We start from the raw sequence: 21,043 nt of genomic DNA, 5'->3' as shown, positions 1-21,043 counted from the left end.
AGTCATTGTCGTTTCTGCATCAGCACAATTCTAAAAATGGGTGATGCCATGAAGTTTGTAAAATCGCTCTACGTCCAGATTCTCTTCGCCGTGCTGTTGGGCGTGCTGGTCGGGCATTTCTGGTCAGAACAGGCCATAGCCTTGAAGCCGCTGGGTGATGCCTTCATCAAGCTGATCAAGATGATGATCGCTCCCGTGGTGTTCTGCACCATCGTCACCGGTATCGCCGGCATGAGCGACAAGCGCTCCCTCGGGCGTTTGTTGAGCAAGACCCTGTTGCTGTTCCTGGGCCTGACCGTGATCAGCCTGATCATCGGCCTGGTGGCGGTCTATCTGTTCAAGCCCGGTGTGGGCATGAACATCGACCCTACCCAGTTGAGCACCAAGGGGCTGTCGCACTACACCGATTCTGCGGCGAAGCTGGGCGTGGTCGAGTTTTTCATGCACATCATCCCCGACACGTTCATCGGTGCTTTCAATAAAGGTGAGGTGCTGCCGGTTCTATTCATTGCGGTGCTGTGCGGGTTTGCGCTTTCGGCCATTGGCGAGCGCGGCAAGCCGCTACTGGATGTACTGGAGTCCGCTTCGCACATGGTCTTCAAGATCTTCTCCTACCTGATGCGCTTCGCGCCGATCGGTGCCTTTGGTGCGTTGGCGTTCACGGTCGGGCAGTACGGCATTACCTCGTTGGGCTCGTTGGCCAAGCTGATCATGACGCTGTACATCGCCTGCGCATTCTTCGTGTTTGTGGTGCTGGGGAGTATTTGCCGCGCGCATGGCTTCAGTCTGTGGAAGTTGCTGCGCTACTTGCGCGAAGAATTCCTGGTGGTCCTCGGCACGTCGTCCACCGAGCCGGTAATGCCGCGGATGTTGGAAAAACTCCAGGCCCTGGGTTGCAACAAAGGCGTGGTCGGGCTGGTGCTGCCCACGGGTTACTCGTTCAACCTCGACGGTACGGCGATCTACCTCTCGCTGGCGGCGGTGTTCATTGCCCAGGCCTGCAACATCGACCTGAGCCTGACCCAGACCGTGACCATGCTGGCAATCATGCTGCTGTCCTCGAAAGGCGCCGCCGGTGTCACCGGCTCCGGTTTTGTCGCACTGGCGTCAACGTTGACGGTCATTCACGACATTCCCTTGGCCGGCCTTGCCCTGCTGATCGGTATCGACCGCTTCATGTCGGAAGCCCGGGCCTTGACCAGCCTGGCCAGCAATGCGGTGGCGACCGTGGTGATGTCCCTCTCGGAAAATGCCTGCGATCGCGAAGTACTGATGCGGACGCTGGACGGCAAACCTTCCCCCATTGCCATCTCGGCCCAGGCCCAGAACCCGGACTGGGATGGTGTGACGGTCACGGACCGCGTCTGACCGGTCGCGGCTGCGCCCAGACACCTTAAACACCTCAAATAAACACTCCCCGCCAGGCACAACTGGCGGGCGCGGACTCGTGCGCCTGTGCATCGGCCCCGTTACTTATAAGAACAAGAGAACTGACTTATGCTCGCATTGCTTGGCTTGGCCATGGTGGTGGTTTTCACCTTCCTGATAATGACTAAACGGCTGTCGCCGATTGTCGCCCTGACCCTGGTTCCGATTGTGTTTGCCGTGATTGGCGGCTTCGGCGGCACTACCGGCAAGATGATGCTCGACGGCTTGAAAATGGTCGCACCGTCGGCCGCGCTCCTGCTGTTTGCGATCCTGTTTTTCGGCTTGATGATCGACGCCGGCCTGTTTGACCCGCTGATTCGCAAGATCCTCAAGCGCGTCAACGGCGACCCGATGAAAATCGCTGTCGGCACCGCGTTGCTTTCGCTGGTGGTGGCATTGGACGGTGACGGCACCACCACCTACATGATCACCTGCGCAGCCATGCTTCCGCTGTATAAGCGCATCGGCATGAACCCGATGATTCTGGCGACCATTTCCATGCTTTCGCTGAGCATCATGAGCGGCATGACCCCCTGGGGAGGGCCCGCGACCCGCGCGATTGCGGCACTGGGCCTGGATGCCGGGGCCTACTTCGTACCCTTGCTGCCGACCATGATCGGCGGCGCGATGTGGGTGGTGTTCACCGCGTTCCTGCTGGGCCGCGCCGAGCGCAAGCGCATCGGTAACATTCAATTGGAGAGCGGCGGCGGTAACTGCTACATCAACGCAATACTTGAGGGCACGCCGCACAAACGCCCGAAACTGGCCTACGTCAACCTGCTGCTGGTCATCGCGGTGATGGTCGCGCTGGTGATGGGGATCATGCATTCCGCGATCCTGTTCCTGATCGGGTTCGTCCTGGCGCTGATGATCAACTATCCGCAACTGGACATTCAGAAGGAACGCATCCTTGCCCATTCGGGCAACGCCATGACGGTCGTATTGTTGGTGTTTGCCGCGGGCATCTTTGCCGGGATTTTCTCTGGCACGAAGATGGTCGATTCTCTCGCGCAGACACTGGTTGACTGGATTCCGCCGTCCTGGGGGCACCTGTTCCCGCTGGTCGTGGCCGTTACCAGCATGCCGCTGACGTTCGTCCTGTCCAACGATGCCTACTACTTCGGCGTGGTGCCTATCCTGGCCAACGCCGCCGCGGCCTACGGCATTGATCCGCTGGAGATCGCCCGCGCATCGATTCTGGGGCAACCGGTGCATCTGATGAGCCCGTTGGTCGCCTCGACCCTGTTGTTGGTCGGGATGGTCGATCGCGACATCGGCGATTTCCAGAAAGCCACCGTCAAGTGGGCCGTGCTCACCTCATTGGTCATCACGGTGCTGGCTTTGTTGACCGGGGCGATCAGTCTCTTCACCTGATTCAACCCAACCTCCTGTTTTTCACCGACGCGCCTCACCCGCGAGGCGCGCGATTTCCTGCACGCCAAATAACAACAATGAGTAGTTTGCTATGAACACTGTACATACCCAACGGGTGCTGTTTTCACTGCTTGGTTTGTTGCCGCTGGCCAGTGCCAGCGCCGAAGGATTTATCGATGACAGCAAGCTCAAGCTGCAATTGCGCAACGTCTATTTCAATGAAAACTTTCGCGACGAGCATGGCTTGAGTGCCCGATCAGCCAGGACCGCCAAGAGCGAACGCACCGAATGGGCCCAGGGATTCCTGCTGGATTACCAGTCGGGATTCACCCCAGGCACCGTTGGGTTTGGGGTGGATGCCCTAGGCCTGCTCGGGGTCAAGCTCGACTCCGGACGTGGCCGCAGCGGTACAGGCTTGTTGCCGGTTCACGCTGACGGGCGTGCGGCCGACGAGTTCGCCAGCCTGGGCATGACCGCCAAGGCCCGACTGGCCAAGACCACGCTCAAATACGGGACCTTGCTGCCCAAGACACCGGTACTGATCTACAACGATGCGCGTCTGATGCCGCAAACCTACCAAGGCGCACAGATCAACAGCCTCGACATCGAGAACCTCAGCCTCACCGGGGGCCACCTCGATCGATTCAAGCTGCGTGACTCCACCGACAGCATGCCGATTGTGCCCGACGGCTATAGCGGCGCTGAATCCGGGGACTTCAGTTATGCCGGCGGAGAATACAAGCTGGGGAAAAACATTCGCCTGAGTTACTTCTACGGCGAACTGGAGAACTTCTACCGGCAGCATTTTGCCGGCATCCAGCACGATCTACCCTTGGGCGGCGGCGTGCTGACCAGTGATTTGCGCTACTTCAACAGTGTCGATAGCGGCTCTGCCTACGGCGGCAAGATCGATAACAACATGCTCAGTGGGCAACTGTCCTACGCCATTGCCGGGCATACCTTCGGTGGCGGGTATCAGACCCTCAGCGGGGATGCCGGGTTGCCATACATCAGTGGCGCGACCGTCTATTCGTTCAGTAACGCCGGTATCGGTAAGTTCATCGAAGAAGACGAGAAGACCTGGATGCTCAACTACGGCTTCAACTTCGCCGCCCTGGGTGTCCCTGGCCTGACCTTTTCCACGCGTTACCTGAGCGGTAACGACGGTAAGTCCAGCACCACGGTCAAGGAATGGGAACGCGATGCCGAACTGGCCTATGTGGTGCAGCAAGGCACCTTCAAAGGCCTGGGAGTGAAGCTGCGCAATTACGTCTACCGCTCGGATTTCTCCCGTGGTCGTGACAGTAATCGGATCTACTTCACCTACGACATCGCGCTCTGGTGATCCACTGCTCGCGGCCACGCGACATTCGCGGGCCGCTTTTGCATCGGCGGCTTCATAGGATCGGGGTGAAGGAATCAAATAATGTCGTTCAAAACCAAAATACTGTTGCTGACCTTATTGCCGGTGCTGTTGTTTGCGCTGGTTTTAGGGTTGAGCGCGCGCAGCACGTTGCAGGCCCAGGCCGAGCAGGAGGTCGCACAGACCCGCGAGCGGCTGCTCGAGGAAAGCCGCACCCGACTCAAGGATTACGCGAGCATCGCTCAGACGTCCATCACCGAACTGTATGAGCGGGCGGCTGCCGGGGACCTTTCCGGGCGAGCCTTGGCAATCAGCCGACTGTCCAACGTGAAGTATGGCGATGACGGGTATTTCATCGGCTATGACAGTCAGGTCGTGCGCCTGTTTCGCGGTGACAGCAGCGAAGGCGTCGGCACCAACATGAGTGATCGCAAAGACATCAACGGGAAGTACCTGAACCGCGAGATGGTCGAAGCGGCCAAAAACCAAACGCACTTCGTCACCTATTCGGGTGGGGTCGTCAACACCGATAAGGTGGTGCCCAAGCTCGCTTACAGTTTCTATTTGCCCAAGTGGGACATGGTTGTCGTCACCGCGGTCAATCTGGACAGCATTGAAACCCAGGTCGCCAACGTGCGGGCCGATGTCGAGCTGCGCATACACCACTTGATGCTCAGCATTGCGCTTATCGCTGGCGCGCTGATCGGCATCATCGGGGCACTCGCGCTTCTGCTGGTCAAACGCAGCTTACGGCCCTTGACCTTGATCCGCGCTCACCTCGATGAAATCGCCGCGGGCGAGGGGGATCTGACGCGGCGGCTGCCGCTTGTGAGTCGCGACGAACTGGGGCAACTGGCCGGTTCGTTCAATGCCTTTATCGAAAAGATTCACAGCCTGGTCAGCCAGATCGTCGCGATGAGCGAACAGTTGACCGGGTCTGTCAGTCATGTGGCCGAGCAGAGCCGGCAGATTGACCGGGCCATGGATCGGCAGCGCCTGGAGACCGACCAAGTGGCTGCGGCGATAAACCAGATGTCATCGGCGGCGCAGGAAGTCTCGGCCAGCGCGCACAATGCGGCAAACGCAGCGGTCGAGACCGACAGGCAGTCCCGTCACGCCAGGCAGATCGTCAACGGCAGTATTGCGCGCATTCAGGCACTGACGGTCGAGCTGGATGAGAGTGGCCTGTCGATGCAGAATCTGCAAAACGACGTGACGTCTATCGTCACCGTGCTGGACGTCATTCGCTCGATTGCCGAACAGACCAACCTTTTAGCCCTCAATGCGGCCATCGAAGCCGCACGTGCCGGTGCGGCCGGGCGCGGGTTTGCCGTGGTTGCCGATGAAGTGAGGGCGTTAGCCAGTCGCACTCAGCGCAGTACCCAGGAAATCCAAGCGATGGTCGAGCGTCTGGAGAGCGCTACCGGCGGGGTGGTCACGGCCATGCACCAATCTACCGAAGCCGCCCAGGGCGCTAATGCCGAGGCCGACCAGGCGGGTGAGTTTCTGGGCAACACGGTCGAGCTGATCGCCACGATCAATGCAATGAACGCGCAAATCGCAAGTGCCGCGGAGGAGCAAACCGCGGTGGCTGAAGAGATCAACCGCGGAGTGCATCAGATCGCACGCGCCATCGACGCGGTTGCCAACCAGACGCAGCAGGGCGTCCAGACCGTCGACGAGTTGTATGCGATCGGCAGCCGCCTGCAAGGCTTGCTGGGGCAATTCAAAATCTGAGGCTGCCCGGCAGGGGACGATAGGGTGGCCTGCATCGACATCATGCAGGTTGAGGGGCAGCGCGAGACTCACCCGCTCTTTCCACATCACAAGTAGTCGCAATCGGCACACAGAACGCCGGCGGTGGCGCGGCATCGTCTGCGGTCGTTGCATCCCACCCGAACCTGGACCTGTCGGCGCAAGCCACTGACCACGGCAGCACCGTGGTCGTGAACGCTCCGTCGATTCCCGGTGTGACCCCAGTGGCCCCGGCCGCAACCACCGGCGACAAACCGTCCCCGGTGGCCAGCCAGAGCATTGCCCGTGTGCAGGGCCTGCCGGGCACGCAGCCCGTGTCGCAGCCGCAGAAATACCTGATCGAAACCAACCCGGTGCTCACCGACCTCAAGCAGTTCATGAGCTCGGACTATCTACTCTCCGGCCTCGGCTACAACCCTGACGACAGCGCCAAGCGCCTCGGCGACGGCCTCTATGAGCAACGTCTGGTCGAACAAGCCGTGGTGGCCCGCACCGGCCAACGCTTCATCGACGGCCAGAACACCGACTCGGGCATGCTCAAGTACCTGATGGACAACGCCATCAGGAGCAAACAGCAACTCGGCCTGAGCGTGGGTGTGAGCCTCACCTCAGCCCAAGTCGCGGCGCTGACCCACGACATCGTCTGGCTTGAAGAAGAGCAAGTAAACGGCGAAAACGTCCTGGTACCCGTGGTGTACCTGGCCCAGGCGAATAACCGCCTGGCCCCGGACGGCGCGTTGATCGCCGGTAACGACGTCAACCTGATCGCCGGCCAGAACCTGGACAACGTCGGCACCTTGCGGGCTAGCAATAACCTGTCGGCCCAGGCCGGCAACGACCTGACCAACAGCGGCCTGATCCAGGCCGGTAACCGCCTCAATCTGCTGGCCGGTAACACCATCGTCAACACCGCCGGCGGCATCATCGCCGGTCGCGACGTGAACCTGACCGTCACCCAAGGCGACATCCTCAACGAGCGCAGCGTCACCAGCCACGACAGCAGCAGCGGCTACCGCACCGAGCACACCGACTCCGTGGACAGTGCAGCGCGCATCGAAGCTGCGAACAACCTGAGCCTGCAAGCCGGCCGCGACGTAAACAGCGTGGGCGGCGTGATGAGCAGCGGCGCCGACACCACGCTCAAGGCCGGACGCGACGTCAACCTGATCTCTGCCGAAGGGACCAACAGCAATACGGTGAGCGGGCTGTTCAAGAACAGCAGCGCGACCCAGTACGGCAGCCGCGTGGATGCCGGCGGTGATTTAAAGGTACAGGCGGGCCGGGACATCAGCGCGGTGGCGAGTGAGATCGATGCCAAGCGTGATGTGACGATGTCGGCGGTGGGCGATTTGTCACTGTCGTCGGCAGCAGACGAGTCCCATGCCTCGTTTACGTCGAAGAAGGTCAAGAGCAAAGAGGACCATGTGAGCCAGGTCTCCACCACGGTTAAAGCCGGTGGTGACGTGGCGCTGAGCGCCGGACAGGACCTGGCGTTGACGGCGAGCCGGGTGACGGCGGGGGATGAGGCGTATTTGTATGCCGGTAAAGACCTGAACCTGGCGGCGGCTGAAGACAGCGATTACTCGTATTACTCGAAAACGAAGAAGGGGTCGTGGGGTAAGAAAAGCTCGAAGATGAGCGAGAGCGAAAATGATGTGGCTGTTGGCTCTTCAATTCAGGCGCAGGGTAAAACAACGGTTGTCGCCGCCAACGACATCAACCTCACTGGATCAACCATCAACAGCGACAAAGGCGCATTGGCGGTTTTGGCGGGTCACGACGTCAATCTGACTGGCGCAGAGAACCGTGAATCCAGTGCTTCCGCCAAATCAAAATCCGGCGGGTTTGGACTTTCCAGTACCAGCAAGATGAGCAGTGATTCACAAAGCAGCACGTCGTTGACCGGTTCGACACTGAGTGGGGATACGACGTTGGTACAGGCCGGTCATGATATTGCGGTTTCCGCCAGCAACGTAGTCTCGACTGAAGAAACGAACATTCAGGCTCGCAACAGCGTTCGCATAGAGAGTGATGCGGAGTCGTTCAGTGCACAACACAGCCAGTCGACTAAAAAGTCTGGCTTGTTAAGCACAGGGGGGATCGGCGTCACCTTGGGCTCCTCCCAGAATACCTACAAGCAGGGCACGGAGAGCGCCAGCCAGAAAGGCAGCACCGTCGGCAGCGTCATGGGCGATGTGAATATCACCGCCGGTAAAGACCTGACCGTCAAGGCGTCGGACGTGGTTGCAGGGAAGGACATCAAGCTGGTTGGACAAAACGTCAATATTCTCGACGCGGCCAACGACAGTACGACGCGTACCTCTCAGGAGAGCAAGAAGAGCGGTCTGACGTTGGCGTTGTCCGGTGTGGTGGGGGAAGCGGTCAACACGGCAGTGCAAACCGCTCAAGATGCCATTCATGAAAACGACACGCGTTTGTCGGCATTACAGGGGGTCAAGGCCGGGCTTTCCGGCTATCAGGCTTATCAGGGCGCCCAGGCACTTGAGTCCGGTGCGCAGGCAGGCGAGTTCGTCGGTATCTCGATTTCGCTGGGAGGACAGAAGTCCAGCTCCAAGCAAATACAGGAACAAAGCGTCAGCCAAGGCAGCAATCTGACGGCAGGCGGTAACCTTAGCCTGGTTGCTACCGGGAATGGACAGCCGGGTGCTACGGGTGGCGACATCACGGTACAGGGCAGCAAACTTCAGGCCGGCACCGACTTGCTGTTGTCTGCCGCACAGGACATCAATCTGCGCTCCGGCACCAATACGCAAAGCCTCGACGGCTCTAACAAGAGTGCAGGCGGTGCAATCGGCGTAAGCCTGGGAGTCAGTGACAGCGGTGCGGGTCTTAGTATCTTCGCCAACGGCAACGCCGGGGCGGGCAAGGAAAAGGGTAATGGCACCACATGGACTGAAACCACCGTCAATGCCGGTAACAAGCTCACGCTCGACAGTGGTCGGGATGCAACCTTGGTGGGAGCGCAGGCGAATGCCCAGCAGATCGTCGCGGACATAGGGCGCAACCTGACGCTGAGCAGTCAGCAAGACACTGATCGTTACGACTCCAAGCAAACCAACGTCAGCGGAGGCGCCAGCTTCACATTTGGCTCTATGAGCGGGAGTGCGTCGCTTAGCGTCAGCCAAGACAAGCTCAAGTCTAACTTTGACAGCGTGAAAGAGCAGACCGGGTTGTTCGCTGGGAAGGACGGCTACCAAATAAGCGTTGGCGAACATACCCAACTGGATGCCAGCGTAATCGGCAGCACCGCGAGCGCCGACAAAAACAAACTCACGACCGGGAGCCTGGGCTGGACCGGACTGGACAACAAAGCCGATTTCAGCAGCCAGCACCAGAGCGTGAGTGGAGGGACGGGCGGGGATGCCAGTACTCAGTTCCTCGGCAATATGGGCAGTATGTTGCTGGTGGGTGCGAACCACGACGGGCATGAAAGCAGTACGACTTACGCAGCCATATCTGATGGCCAGCTGACTATTCGCGACAAGGATAAGCAGCAACAAGACGTCAACACGCTGAGTCATGACGTTGAGCATGCCAATAACGCACTGAGCCCTATCTTCGACAAGGAGAAGGAGCAGCAACGGCTTCGCCAGGCGCAGTTGATTGGTGATATCGCTAACCAGTCCATGGACATTATTCGTACCCAGGGAACGATTGAAGCTGCGAAGGCCGCGCAAGCACACCTGACAGATGAACAGAAGAACATGCCGGGGGCTAATCCAGACGCCTCTTACAAAGATCGCAAGGCCTACGTGGACATGTTGCAGGGCACCGATGCCTATAAAAGCACCATGGCTGCCTACGGTACGGGAAGTGACCTTCAGCGTGCTGCGCAAGCCGTAACGGCAGCGGTTCAAGGGCTGGCTGGAGGCAACCTCGCCCAGGCGGTCGTGGGGGCTTCGGCGCCGTATCTGGCGGGTATCATCAAGGACAACACAGGCGATAACCTTGAAGCCAGAATAATGGCTCATGCTGTATTGGGCGCGGTGCTTGCAAAATCCCAGCAAAACTCTGCGCTTGCTGGAGCCACGGGGGCGAGTATCGGTGAACTGGTCGCTTACGAGCTGTACCCGAACAAGCCCATCGATCAACTGAGCGAAGCTGAAAAACAAAAGGTCTCCGCACTATCGACACTTGCTGGAGGCCTCGCTGCAGGCATTGTGGCAGGGAACTCGTCAGATGCAGTGGCGGGAGGCATCGCAGCAAAAAATGCGGTCGAAAATAACCAGCTCAGGGGCAGTGAGGGCATAACACTTGCGCAAGAGCAGGCCGAGTATAAGAAAAGGAACTGCGGGGGAACGTCCTCATCCCGTTGTGACGAACTATCGAAAAATATAAAGGAACTGTTGGCAAGAGACAGCTCCGTACTCAAAGATATGCCAGCCGTAGAAGGGGACATAGGAACCGATCCGGGCTCCAGACCTCAGCCAGGGCAACTGGTCAGCTGTGCGCTCTCGGGTAACGGTGTATGTGTCGTATCTGACAGAACGGTCAAAACCGATTTGGGAGATGAGTGGGCCCTGGAACCCGCCAGCGACGCACAGTCGATTACTCATAAAGCAGAGGTTGCAACAACGGTAGCTGCACAGAAAGCGTATCTGGACGAGTTTTCGAAGGAAACGTTTGCTGCCGGATGCGGTGGTATGGGGCTCGCGGGGATTGCGTGCCAGACCTACATGGCTTCAGGTGGGAAAAATCCCATCACCGGTGAAGTAGCGACGACAACCGAAAGGTTCGGGTTCGGGCTCCAAGCTGTCCTGAACAGTGCGGGATTGTTTGGGGCAGTTTATGATGGTGCAGCTGCTAGTATTGATTTAGCGCCAGTTAAGGGTGCAAAAGGGACATCTACGGCACCAGCTTGGGATAATGCTGTGTCCAAAGCCGATGGAGATTTTGGCTATCTGCCACCCCTCCGGCAAAATTACGTTCGAGAAGTTTACGATCTACAAACGTCCGTAGATAATTTGCGCGCTGGAGGCGCTAGCGCTGAAGACATAGCAAAATATGCATACAGTGCTAGGAATGATCTGAAGTTGAAATATAGAGAGTATACGCCGCCAGATATGCTAGAGACTATTGATGCGAGAAACATGGAGCGATACGGAAATAAGATTGGTCCTGCGTTTGACGATCTCGTTAAGAAAGGGAAGACTTTTGAGCAAATTATAGAAAGCTCTACGCGAGCTGGTGGTGGGGATATTTTCTAAATGCCAATGCTTATTGATGAAAAAACATTCTCTATTGGGAGTATGCGTTCTGGAAGATTGTATGCGGACTTAACGTCGGAGGTGGGCTGGGAAGGGTTTCCTAGTTATGCTGAAGCATTTGTAAATATGTTTTTTGGAGAGATTGTTAGTAGAAGCGACTCCGTTGATACTAGGGTTTGGGGCGTGTCTTTAAATAACGAGAGCCTAAGGCTTGTGTATGAAGATTTTCCTGTAATGATTACCTTGGAGTCGCAAAGTGATGGTGGTGATAAGTTTATTGAGGAGCTGAAGGCTCGTCTAAAAGCAAATAGTTGATTCTTTGGTGCAAAAGGAGTAGGAGCCTCAGGCCAAAAGCTGCCATCTGCTTTACCAGATAACTTGACTGGTTATGCGAACCCGAAAGATATCCGGTTCACGCAAGATAGTGTTTCGAATACCTTCAAAGATGGCCAAACTCTCCAGTCAACAATTGACGGGCTGAAGTCAGGGGAAATTTCTCCAGATGACCTGCCTCCTATCCGGGTATTTGAGAAGGATGGAGCGGTTTACAGCTCGGATAATAGACGATTGCTTGCTGCGTCTGAGGCGGGCATTCCAATCAAAGTTGTTCCGGCTACGCCAGCAGAGGTTGCCAAGGAAGGATAGAAAATGACTACGCCCAATAATGGTTCGATTATCTGTGTTCGAGGCGTTTGTAAGTGAGGGCCGTATGAGTTTTGAACGAGTTAGAGATATACAGACAAAAGAAGATCTTGCGGATTTTGTTGGAGAGTTCAGAGAGGGATTGGTGCTTAATCCCGATGACTGGGAAAACCCGGACTTAGAGAGGTTTTTAGCTGCAATGGAAGCCTGGATTAGGTCAATAGATATGTATGCAAAAAACTCTGGCGATAGTGATGTTACTAGTCCTAGCTGGAGTACTTTTGCAAAGATATTGTGTGCATCGAAAGTTTATGAATAGTTGTTCTGCATAGACTTCACTCAACACCGGCCTCGTGCCGGTGTTGTTTTATCTGCTTACTGCAAAACCTCCCTTCCTTCGCTGCTCGCTTTAGTCGTGGCCTGAGCGATCAGGGCATCGAGCATCTGCGCCACAAATTTCTGCTGGCTCTTAGGTAGCTGGTCGATGGCTTCCAGTTGCTGTTGCCATTTCGGAGCGGGGCCACGCTTACGCACAGTGGTTTCCTGCTGCTGACCAAACAGTTCTTCGAGTGTGGTCGAAAGCAGCCGGGCCAGCTCTGGCAACGCCGCTACCTGGATACGCCGCTTGCCGGACTCATAGGCTTGGATAGTCTGCGGAGACACGCCCAGCCGTTCAGCCAGTTGGGTTTGGGTGATGCCGTGTTCTTTGCGCAGGCGGGCAATGCGTTCGCCCAGGGTAATGAAAAAATCACGTTCTTCGCTGGTGATGCTCATAGCTGTCGTCGACGAGATCTGTAATAGGACAGCTATTAACGTACTCCCGTGGAAAAGGGGACAGATTTATTTATAGAATTGAAAAAGTCCAAGCAGCGGCCTTCCTGGATGAGTCAGCGCTGTTACGACGATGCGCCAGAGACACTGACAGTACCTGAACTGAAAACCGGCGGAAAAAACCTGGTGACGCCCTTGAGCTGTCCGCAGCAAGTACCGAAAGCAGCTCTCGAATCGCTGTATAAGGGCCGATGGCATGTTGAGCTGGATCTACGCAATCTCAAGACAACGTTGAGACTTGAAATGCTGAGCTGCAAGACACCTGGCATGGCCGTCAAAGAGCTATGGATTTATCTGCTGGCGCACAATCTGATTCGGATAATCATGGCCCAATCCGCTCTGTTAGCGGATTGTTTACCGCGAGAACTGAGCTTCAAGCATGTCTTCAGCTGTGCCTTGCGTTGAGGCGGTATGGGGCTGGCGAATACGGCGATGAGTTGTTGAGTCTGCTCGAGTTGATTGCTTGCAAACGTGTTGGAAACCGGCCTGGCAGGATGGAGCCTCGTGCTTTAAAACGAAGATCCAAGCCTTACCCCATGCTGATGCAAGCACGTCGATCGGCAAGGGCTGAGGTGCGGAGAAATGGGCACCCGAAGACGGTTAAGTAAGTGCCATTCGAAGCTGAGCCCTATTTTACGGTCGAACTGATCGCCACGATCAATGCAATGAACGCGCAAATCGCAAGTGCCGCGGAAGAGCAAACCGCGGTGGCTGAAGAGATCAACCGCGGAGTGCATCAGATCGCACGCGCGATCGACGCGGTTGCCAACCAGTCCAGACCGTCGACGAGTTGTATGCGATCGGCAGCCGCCTGCAAGGCTTGCTGGGGCAATTCAAAATCTGAGGCTGCCCTGCAGGGATACCGCGCTTATCAGGCGTTGACCGTCACCGCGTTTTGCTTGCGATACAAGATCGTCGTCGCGGTGAACCCGCACAACGCCGCAAACATCAGCCAGTAGGCCGGTGATGCCTTATCGCCGGTTACTTGCACCAAAAGGGTGGATACGGCGGGTGTAAAGCCGCCAAACACTGCGGTCGCCAAGCTGAACGCCAGGGAGAACCCGACGACCCTGACGTTCTGCGGCATCACCTCAGTCAGCGCGGCAACCATTGCGCCGTTGTAAATGCCAAAGAAGAACGAGAAGTACAGCAGCACGCTGAGGAGTCGTTCGAAGCTGGCCGCGGCGGCCAGCCAATGCATGGCGGGGTAAGCGGTGCATAGGCACAACAAAGAGATCGCCAGCAATAACGGGCGCCGGCCGATACGGTCGGAGAGTGTGCCGCCGATGGGCAACCAAATGAAGTTGCTCAGGCCGACGAAGAGCGTGACCACCAGGCTGTCGGTGGTGCTCAGGTTCAGTACCGAACGGCCGAAAGTCGGGGTGTAGACGGTGATCAGGTAGAACGTGGTGGTGGTCATCGACGCCAACAGACCGCCAGCCAGTACCGTGCGCCAGTTGTCGCGCATTGAGCGGAACACTTCATTGGCCGTTGGGTGATGCTTGCGTGCTTTGAACGCCTCGGTTTCCTGCAACGAACGGCGAATGATGAAGATGAACGGGATGATCACGCAGCCGATAAAGAACGGGATGCGCCAGCCCCAGGCAGCTACCTCGGCGGCTGCCATGGACGCGTTGATCGTGTAACCCAGCGCTGCCGCAAGAATGATCGCCACTTGTTGGCTGGCCGATTGCCAACTGGTATAGAACCCGCAGCGGCCCGGCGTGGCGATTTCAGCCAGGTACACCGAAACGCCCCCCATCTCCGCCCCGGCGGAGAAGCCCTGCAACAGTCGTCCCATCAACACCAATACCGGTGCTGCCACCCCGATGCTGGCGTAGCCGGGCACGAGTGCAATCAATACCGTCCCGGCCGCCATGATCGACAGCGTTACGATCAGGCCCTTGCGCCGTCCCACCTTGTCGATGTACGCCCCCAGCACGATAGCGCCCAGCGGACGCATCAGGAACCCGGAGCCGAATACGGCGAAGGTCATCATCAGCGAAGCGAAGTCGCTGGTGGCAGGAAAGAACGTCTGGGAGATGTAGGTCGCGTAGAACCCGAACAGAAAGAAGTCGAACTGTTCGAGAAAGTTGCCGCTGGTGACCCGCAGGATGGCGCCCAGTTTTGAACCCTTGGACGGGGTGTTTTGTGTTGTTGTTTTCATTATGGCTACCGTGGTGATCAATCTTGTTTTTGGAATGACGGTCTTGACGATCAGTCGCTTGCGGCGTTGATGGGGTTGGGTTGACGTTTTTCGATGGAGTATTTGAGCAGCGCGGCGCTGCGGAAGATGCCGTGGGCGAATTTGCTGTAGGGCATGGTCAGGAAAAAAGCCATGACCAGGCCGAGATGGATCGCCAGCAACAGGCCCAGGGCCATGCTTTCGCGAAACGCCAGGAGTGCCAGGCCGCTGGCGCTGACGAGAAACAACAGTGCGATGAAGCCGCGATCCATGGGCTTCTGCTGTTCATCGCCGTGTTCGGCGTTGCGCCGCAGGTTCAACCACAAGAGCCCCGCCGGGCCGACCAGCAACCCGAACCCGCCGACGATGCCGAGCATCACCGGCACGCTCAAGACGGGGTAGGGCGCCGACCAGCCCAGCAGGAAATGGTAGAGCGTGGCCACGCCGGTGGCGGCGAAGCACAGCATGAAGCCGTAGAAGGTGAAGTGATGGAAGCGCCGCCGCCACAAGGTGAATCGATCATCGGCGTTATTGCAGCCCTCGCCGTGGCCACCATCCAGGTACTTGAGCGTGGCCACATTGGCGCTCGCTTCCAGGGCCGCCGATGTTGTTTGCTCGCGGGAGGCCTCGACCGGCGAGACATTGCGCCAAAAGCGCCGCACGCCGATCGCCAACGCAAGCACCGCGAAACCAAACACTGCGCCGAACATCAGGGCCAGGGTGTTATGCGGGAAGATCCCGTAGAAATTCCCCCCGGGCATTGCCGTGAACAGATTGCCCATCATCATCAACGTCAGGCAGAGGAACAGCGCCAGCCCCGCGCCGGATGCCAGCGCCAGGGTCAGCCCGTTGCGCCGGTATAACGTGCCCATCGCCTGCGGCCAGGCGTACTCGGCATACGTGTCGAGGCGGACTTTGGCCATGGCCTTGGGCACATTGATCGCAAATTCATGCGGTGCGGCGTACTGGCAGGCATGCAGGCACGCGCCGCAGTTATGGCAAAGGTTCGCCAGGTAATGGATGTCCGCCTGAGAAAATTCCAGGCGTCGGGTCATGGCCGGGAATACCGCGCAGAAGCCCTCGCAATAACGGCAGGCATTGCAGACCGTCATTTGTCGCTGGACTTCGCTTTCATCAAGGTTGAGGACGGGAATCAGCGTGCCCGGCGCCTTGGGATCAAACAGCTGCATGTTGCGGCTCCTGGGATGAACGGGTGATGAAGCCGGCCGCGGCGGCGGCTTGCACGCCGGCAATGCGACCGAATGCGGTGCCGATGGCCATGCCGATGCCGGCGGTGTAGCCCTTGCCCAATACGTTGCCAGCCATCATTTCTCCGGCGACGAACAGGTTCGGGCTCGCCTGGCCATTGAAGCGAACGGCGGCGGTAGCGTCGGTGGCGAGGCCTAAATAGGTGAAGGTCACGCCCGGCTTGAGCGGGTAGGCGCAGAAGGGGGGCTTGACCAATGGGCGGGCCCAATGGGTTTTGGCGGGCGTCAAACCTTCGGTGCGGCAATCGTCCAGGGCGGTGTGGTCGAACGTACCGACGTGGCAGGCCGCGTTGTAGGCCTGGATGGTGCTGACAAATGGCGCCACCGGGAGCTTCAGCTGGCGCGCCAGGTCTTCCAGTGAGTTGGCTTTGGTGCCCGGAAACACCGGCGGCATGAACCGACCGATGGCCTGTTGGTCGATGATCGAATAGGCCTGTTGACCGGGCTGCCCCGCGACCAGGCGCCCCCAGATCGCATAGCGCTTGGGCCAGAAATCCTCGCCCTCGTCATAGAAGCGCTCGCCGTCGCGATTGACCACCACGCCCAGCGATACACAATCGATACGCGTGCAGATGCCGCCGTCATACAACGGTGCGCGGGCGTCGATGGCCACCATGTGCGCCTGGGTCGGGTCGCCGATAAAATCGGCGCCCAGTTGCTGCATGCGCCGCAGCAGTACGCCGGTATTGAAGCGCGTGCCGCGAATCAGAAAGTTGTCCGAAGGCCACTCGCCGCGCTCGTTTTGCCCCCACGCTTCACGCAGCCATTCGCGGTTGGATTCGAACCCGCCCGCCGCCAGCACGCACGTCCTGGCCTGGATCCGTTCGGCGGGCAGACGTTGCCCTTCGGCATCGCGCGCGCTCAGGTGGGCCGCGACAAATGTTCCCCCGTTCAATTCGATGTCGGTCACTTGCGCGTTGTAGCGGATGTTCACGCCCAACCGCTCGGCGCTGCGGTAATACGCATTCACCAACGCCTTGCCGCCGCCCATGAAAAACGCGTTGGTGCGCGCGACATGCAGCGCGCCGGATAACGACGGCTGAAAATGCACGCCATGGGCGCGCATCCAGTCACGGCAGTTCGATGAGGCGCGGATGACCAGACGAGCGAGCTTCTCGTTGGTCATCCCGCCGGTGACTTTCAGCAGATCCTGCCAATACTCCTCTTCGGGGTAGGCCTCGACCAATACATCCTGGGGCGCGTCGTGCATGCAGCGCAGGTTGCGGGTGTGTTGCGAGTTGCCGCCGCGCCAGGCTTTGGGCGCGCCTTCAAGCAACATCACGCTGGCGCCGGCCTCTCGGGCCATTAACGCCGCGCACAAGGCGGCATTGCCGCCGCCAATGACTAATACGTCGATCATCATCACTCCTCGATCGCGAGGAGGCGTGAACGAAGGGCTCCTCGCGAGTGGCGAGACCTTAGGGCAGCGAGCGTTGGGTCGAAAGGCGCGTTAGCGGTTGGGGTGTTTAGTTTTCGTAAAGGCTTTGCGGGTTGCCGCTGGCCCTGAAGCGCGGGCGAGGGCGGCTGGAGATCAGGGCGTGATGTCTTCGATCCACGAGGCGCCCGGCCATTGATGATCGATCACCAGCTGCCGCGCCACATCGGTGATGACCAGCCGCGCCGCGAGTGCCGCGGGCGCCAGCTCATCATCCGGCAGTGTCGCCAACAGGTTTCGCCGGCCGACATGAGCATCGGCGATTTCCACCACCGAAAGCCCCGACTCGCCTTTGAGCGCCACCGCCGCGCCGGGCTGGATGGTGGCCGCGTGGCCGGCGCGTACAGCGTTCATCAACACGGCCAGGCCATCCACCTCCATGATGATGTTGGGCGTCAACCCCGACCGCTCGAACGCCGCCATCAGCGTTGAGCGCAAACCGTGTTGCGCACTCGGCATCACCAGTGGCAGTTGCCCCAGGTCCGCCATTTGCACAGAGCTTCCTTGCGGGGCATCCGGCAAGTGCGGCGAGCAGATGACAAACAGTTTCTCGTCAAGCAGCGGCGTCACGCTCCAGCGCTTGCCCCCTTCAAGTTGAAACAAAATGGCCAGATCGATCTGCCGGGCATTGAGTTGCGTGGCCAGATGCCCGGACAGCATCTCGATCAGGTGCAACTGAATATCCGGATACCGCGCGCGCATCGCATTGATCAAGGGCAGGGCAAGCACCGTGGCCGTGGTGGGCGGCAAGCCCACGGTGACATACCCGCTCATCCGCCCACGGTGTGCCGCCAGGATCGCATTCTCGGCTTGCCTCAAGCACAACTGCGCATGGTGCAGGAACGCCATGCCGGCCGGGGTCGGTGTGACGCCGGTGGTCGTGCGGTTCAGCAGGCGGGTCGAGAGTTCGCTTTCGAGTTTGGCGATCTGCTGGCTCAGCGCCGACACGCCCACGTCCAGCTCAAGGGCTGCGCGGCCCAGGCTGCCGTGTTCGACAATGTTGACGAAATAGCGCAGTTGTCTTAATTCCAAGCGTTACTGCTCCACTTCAAATGAGTACCTGCCTGTGTAACGGTGGGTCGGGGAACGTCAGCCACCACGCACCGAGCGGGCGAGGCGGCGCGTGGTCAGCCTGAGAGGTAACGCGTCGGCCGTCAACTTCCAGCGTTGGGTTCGCTGCTGGCCGGCGTTGTTGGCGTGCGCCAATTCATAACATGCGGCGCAGCACGTCGCTACGAGGGTCTTTGTCGTAGAAGCGGTGCTTGAGCGCACCGGCGATGTGCAACAGGATCAGCCCGAGCAAGGTATACGCAAGTACCTTGTGCAGCCACTGGAAGACGACGAACCAGTCGTCATTTTTCGCCAGCAGCTCCGGCAGGTTGATCCCGAAAAAGAACACCCCGTCGCTCATCGTGTAGGTGCTCGACATCGAGTAACCCATCAGCGGCACGATCACGAGCAGCGCATACATCACGCGTTGCGCCAGTCTCGACACGAACCGCTCATGCTTCGCCAGCGTTCCCGGCGGCTGTGGCAGCCTGGGGCTGTGCAACCGCAGGGCGATCTGAACCAGCACCACCAGGAACGTCAGCACCCCGAAGGACTTGTGCCAGGGGTAATAGAGCTCGAACTTGCTTGCCACTTCGTCAGGCATGCCGGTCATATGCCAGCCGGCCCAGAGCAGGCCGGCGACGAGTGCGGCGCGCAGCCAGTGCAACATGCGCAGGGACGTCGGATACCGATCGGTGCTCTGTTCGTCAGTCGGGTTCATCGTGGTCTCTCCATGGGTATCAAAGGCCTCAGCGGCGGCGGGGCGGTCAGGCCCGGGTTTTTTCAGGTGGGCAGCAGCACGGTGATGACCTTCTCCTCGGTGTAGGCCATCGCGCCGCCGAAACCGCCCTCGCGTCCGATGCCACTGGTCTTGACACCGCCCCAGGGCAGGTTGGCATCCAGCGGGCTCCAGCAGTTGACACCCACGGCGCCGACCTTCACCGCCGCGGCCACGCGATGCGCGCGCGCCAGGTCGGTGGTCCACACCGTGGCGGCCAGGCCGTAGGTGGAATCGTTGGCCAGTGCGACAGCCTCTTCTTCGCTGTCGAACGTGATCACGGTGCCGACGGGGCCGAAGATTTCGTCGCGGGCGATCGCCATCTCGTTGTTGGCGTTGGCGAAGATCGTCGGCCGGACAAACCAGCCGCGCTCAGGCGTCGAAACGCCACCGGCCAGCAGAGACGCACCTTGTTCGATGCCCAGTTGGATGTAGCGGTTGACGCGATCGAATTGCGCTTTCTTGGCCACCGGGCCCATCTGTACGCCGGGTTCGCGCGGATCGCCGACCTTGACCGCTCGCGCCGCCTCGGCCAGCGCTGCGGCGAAACGCTCGGCAATGCCGCGCTGCACCAAAATGCGCGAGCCGGCGGCACAGACCTGGCCCTGGTTGGCGAACAACCCGAGGGCACAACCGCGCAGCGCGTCGTCAAAGGGCGCGTCGTCGAAGACGATCTGCGGGCTCTTGCCGCCCAGTTCCAAGGCTACGTGCTTGAACAGCACACCGGCGGTACGCTGGATCTCGCGTCCCGCTTCGGGGCTGCCGGTGAAGCTGATCTTGGCGACGTGCGGGTGTTCGCACAACGCACGGCCCACCTCGGCGCCGTAGCCGGTGACCACGTTGATCACGCCATCGGGGAAACCCGCTTCCTGAGCCAGCGCGGCCAGGTGCAGGGCGGACTGCGGCGTTTCTTCCGAAGGCTTGATGACCACGGTGCAGCCGGCGGCGAGCAACGCCGCGAGTTTCCAGACGGTGATCATCAGCGGCGAGTTCCAGGGCACGATCGCACCGACTACGCCCACCGGCTCGCGGACTGTGTACGAGAGCGTCTTGGTGCCGAAGTAGCCGCCAGTGGGAATGGTGCGCCCCTCCAACTGGTTGGCCCAGCCGGCGGCGGCACGCAGGTTGGCGACCGCGTTGGGGACGTCCAGCCGGCGCGGTTCGAGCGGCGAACGGCCGATGGCGTCGGCGTCCAGGTCGGCCAGCACGTCGGTGTCGCGCTCTACCAGGTCTGCCAGTTTCACCAGCAGCCGCCCGCGCTGGGCGCCATCGAGCTGGTGCCAGGCGCCATGTTCGAGTTGGCGCTGCGCGGCGGCTACGGCGCGATCCACGTCTTCGGCCGTGCCGCGTGCGCAGCTGCCGTACACCTGTTCTGTCACGGGGTTGACCAGGGCAATGCGCCGGCCGTCGGAGGCTTCGACGCCAGTGCCGGCGATGAAGTGATTCAAATATTCAGTCATGTTTGAGGCCTAAGTGATGGAGGACCGGTGTGAACCGCTCAAGCCTTGAAGGAGGCCAGTGCCTCGCGGGGCATCCGCGCAGTGCAAGGATTCAGGTATGCCGATCATCCCTATGGCGCGCCGCTTGCCGTTAGCCCGAATTGGCACTTGAGACGGCTGCCGTGAGCGCGCCGCCCCGGGAATTGAGGCGTGCACAAAGGAATGTGCAGGTTTTGCGCTATGTGCGAATATCGCCGGGAAGAATGC

At 59.4% G+C, this 21,043-nt stretch carries 14 protein-coding genes and 2 pseudogenes; 9 read left to right on the top strand and 7 right to left on the bottom strand.

Going from position 1 to position 21,043, the window contains the following annotated elements; all coding sequences use genetic code 11:
• Positions 1 to 36 precede the first annotated feature (36 nt).
• The 7 genes from ACP7E3_RS25760 (at position 37) to ACP7E3_RS25730 (ending at position 12,109) form a co-directional block, all read left to right on the top strand.
• A complete protein-coding gene (locus tag ACP7E3_RS25760; RefSeq protein WP_128192052.1) occupies positions 37 to 1,368 on the top strand; it encodes a dicarboxylate/amino acid:cation symporter in 1,332 nt (443 codons plus the stop codon).
• Between the two features lie 129 nt (positions 1,369 to 1,497).
• Positions 1,498 to 2,802 (top strand): CitMHS family transporter, encoded by a 1,305-nt coding sequence (locus ACP7E3_RS25755; protein WP_108525715.1) that lies wholly within the window; start codon positions 1,498 to 1,500, stop codon positions 2,800 to 2,802.
• A 91-nt stretch (positions 2,803 to 2,893) separates the two neighbouring features.
• Positions 2,894 to 4,147, top strand: coding sequence for an OprD family porin (locus ACP7E3_RS25750; RefSeq protein WP_177030044.1), 1,254 nt, complete (start codon positions 2,894 to 2,896; stop codon positions 4,145 to 4,147).
• Positions 4,148 to 4,228: 81 nt separating this feature from the next.
• Positions 4,229 to 5,902 (top strand): methyl-accepting chemotaxis protein, encoded by a 1,674-nt coding sequence (locus tag ACP7E3_RS25745; RefSeq protein ID WP_108525713.1) that lies wholly within the window; start codon positions 4,229 to 4,231, stop codon positions 5,900 to 5,902.
• Positions 5,903 to 6,297: 395 nt separating this feature from the next.
• Positions 6,298 to 11,148, top strand: a complete 4,851-nt coding sequence (locus ACP7E3_RS25740) for a hemagglutinin repeat-containing protein (RefSeq protein WP_426124826.1) — start codon at positions 6,298 to 6,300, stop codon at positions 11,146 to 11,148.
• Positions 11,149 to 11,463, top strand: coding sequence for a DUF3630 family protein (locus ACP7E3_RS25735; RefSeq protein ID WP_256590976.1), 315 nt, complete (start codon positions 11,149 to 11,151; stop codon positions 11,461 to 11,463).
• A 394-nt stretch (positions 11,464 to 11,857) separates the two neighbouring features.
• Entirely contained in the window at positions 11,858 to 12,109 is a 252-nt protein-coding gene (locus tag ACP7E3_RS25730; RefSeq protein WP_096480655.1) for a DUF7660 family protein, read from the top strand.
• 56 nt (positions 12,110 to 12,165) lie between these two features.
• Here ACP7E3_RS25730 and ACP7E3_RS25725 read toward each other — a convergent pair whose 3' ends face one another.
• Complete coding sequence (locus tag ACP7E3_RS25725) at positions 12,166 to 12,564, bottom strand: helix-turn-helix domain-containing protein (protein ID WP_046384107.1); 399 nt, start codon at positions 12,562 to 12,564, stop codon at positions 12,166 to 12,168.
• Between the two features lie 63 nt (positions 12,565 to 12,627).
• On the opposite strand from ACP7E3_RS25725, the pseudogene ACP7E3_RS25720 reads away from it, so the two are divergent.
• Positions 12,628 to 13,229, top strand: a pseudogene (locus tag ACP7E3_RS25720) (transposase); the annotation flags it as partial.
• A gap of 48 nt (positions 13,230 to 13,277) precedes the next feature.
• Positions 13,278 to 13,359: pseudogene (locus ACP7E3_RS25715) on the top strand (hypothetical protein); the annotation flags it as partial.
• 133 nt (positions 13,360 to 13,492) lie between these two features.
• On the opposite strand, the gene ACP7E3_RS25710 reads toward ACP7E3_RS25715, so the two are convergent.
• From ACP7E3_RS25710 to ACP7E3_RS25685, 6 genes are all read right to left on the bottom strand, one after another.
• Positions 13,493 to 14,788, bottom strand: a complete 1,296-nt coding sequence (locus tag ACP7E3_RS25710) for an MFS transporter (RefSeq protein ID WP_108525711.1) — start codon at positions 14,786 to 14,788, stop codon at positions 13,493 to 13,495.
• Between the two features lie 50 nt (positions 14,789 to 14,838).
• Complete coding sequence (tcuB, locus tag ACP7E3_RS25705) at positions 14,839 to 15,996, bottom strand: tricarballylate utilization 4Fe-4S protein TcuB (RefSeq protein ID WP_017846941.1); 1,158 nt, start codon at positions 15,994 to 15,996, stop codon at positions 14,839 to 14,841.
• Positions 15,983 to 17,434 carry an FAD-dependent tricarballylate dehydrogenase TcuA gene (gene tcuA / locus ACP7E3_RS25700; protein WP_426124807.1) on the bottom strand — a complete coding sequence of 484 codons (1,452 nt, stop codon included), beginning with the start codon at positions 17,432 to 17,434 and terminating at the stop codon, positions 15,983 to 15,985. Before tcuA ends, tcuB begins: the two co-directional genes overlap by 14 nt.
• Positions 17,435 to 17,605: 171 nt before the next feature.
• Entirely contained in the window at positions 17,606 to 18,541 is a 936-nt protein-coding gene (locus ACP7E3_RS25695) for a LysR family transcriptional regulator (RefSeq protein ID WP_017846943.1), read from the bottom strand.
• 175 nt (positions 18,542 to 18,716) lie between these two features.
• Positions 18,717 to 19,280, bottom strand: a complete 564-nt coding sequence (locus ACP7E3_RS25690; protein WP_046384104.1) for a cytochrome b — start codon at positions 19,278 to 19,280, stop codon at positions 18,717 to 18,719.
• A gap of 62 nt (positions 19,281 to 19,342) precedes the next feature.
• A complete protein-coding gene (locus ACP7E3_RS25685) occupies positions 19,343 to 20,797 on the bottom strand; it encodes an aldehyde dehydrogenase family protein (protein WP_426124805.1) in 1,455 nt (484 codons plus the stop codon).
• Between the last annotated feature and the right edge of the window lie 246 nt (positions 20,798 to 21,043).

This window comes from Pseudomonas sp. PSPC2-3, assembly GCF_049898265.1.
Lineage (GTDB): Bacteria > Pseudomonadota > Gammaproteobacteria > Pseudomonadales > Pseudomonadaceae > Aquipseudomonas > Aquipseudomonas veronii.
Note: the sequence above shows the minus strand (reverse complement) of the source record. Positions and strands in the feature narration are given on the sequence as shown.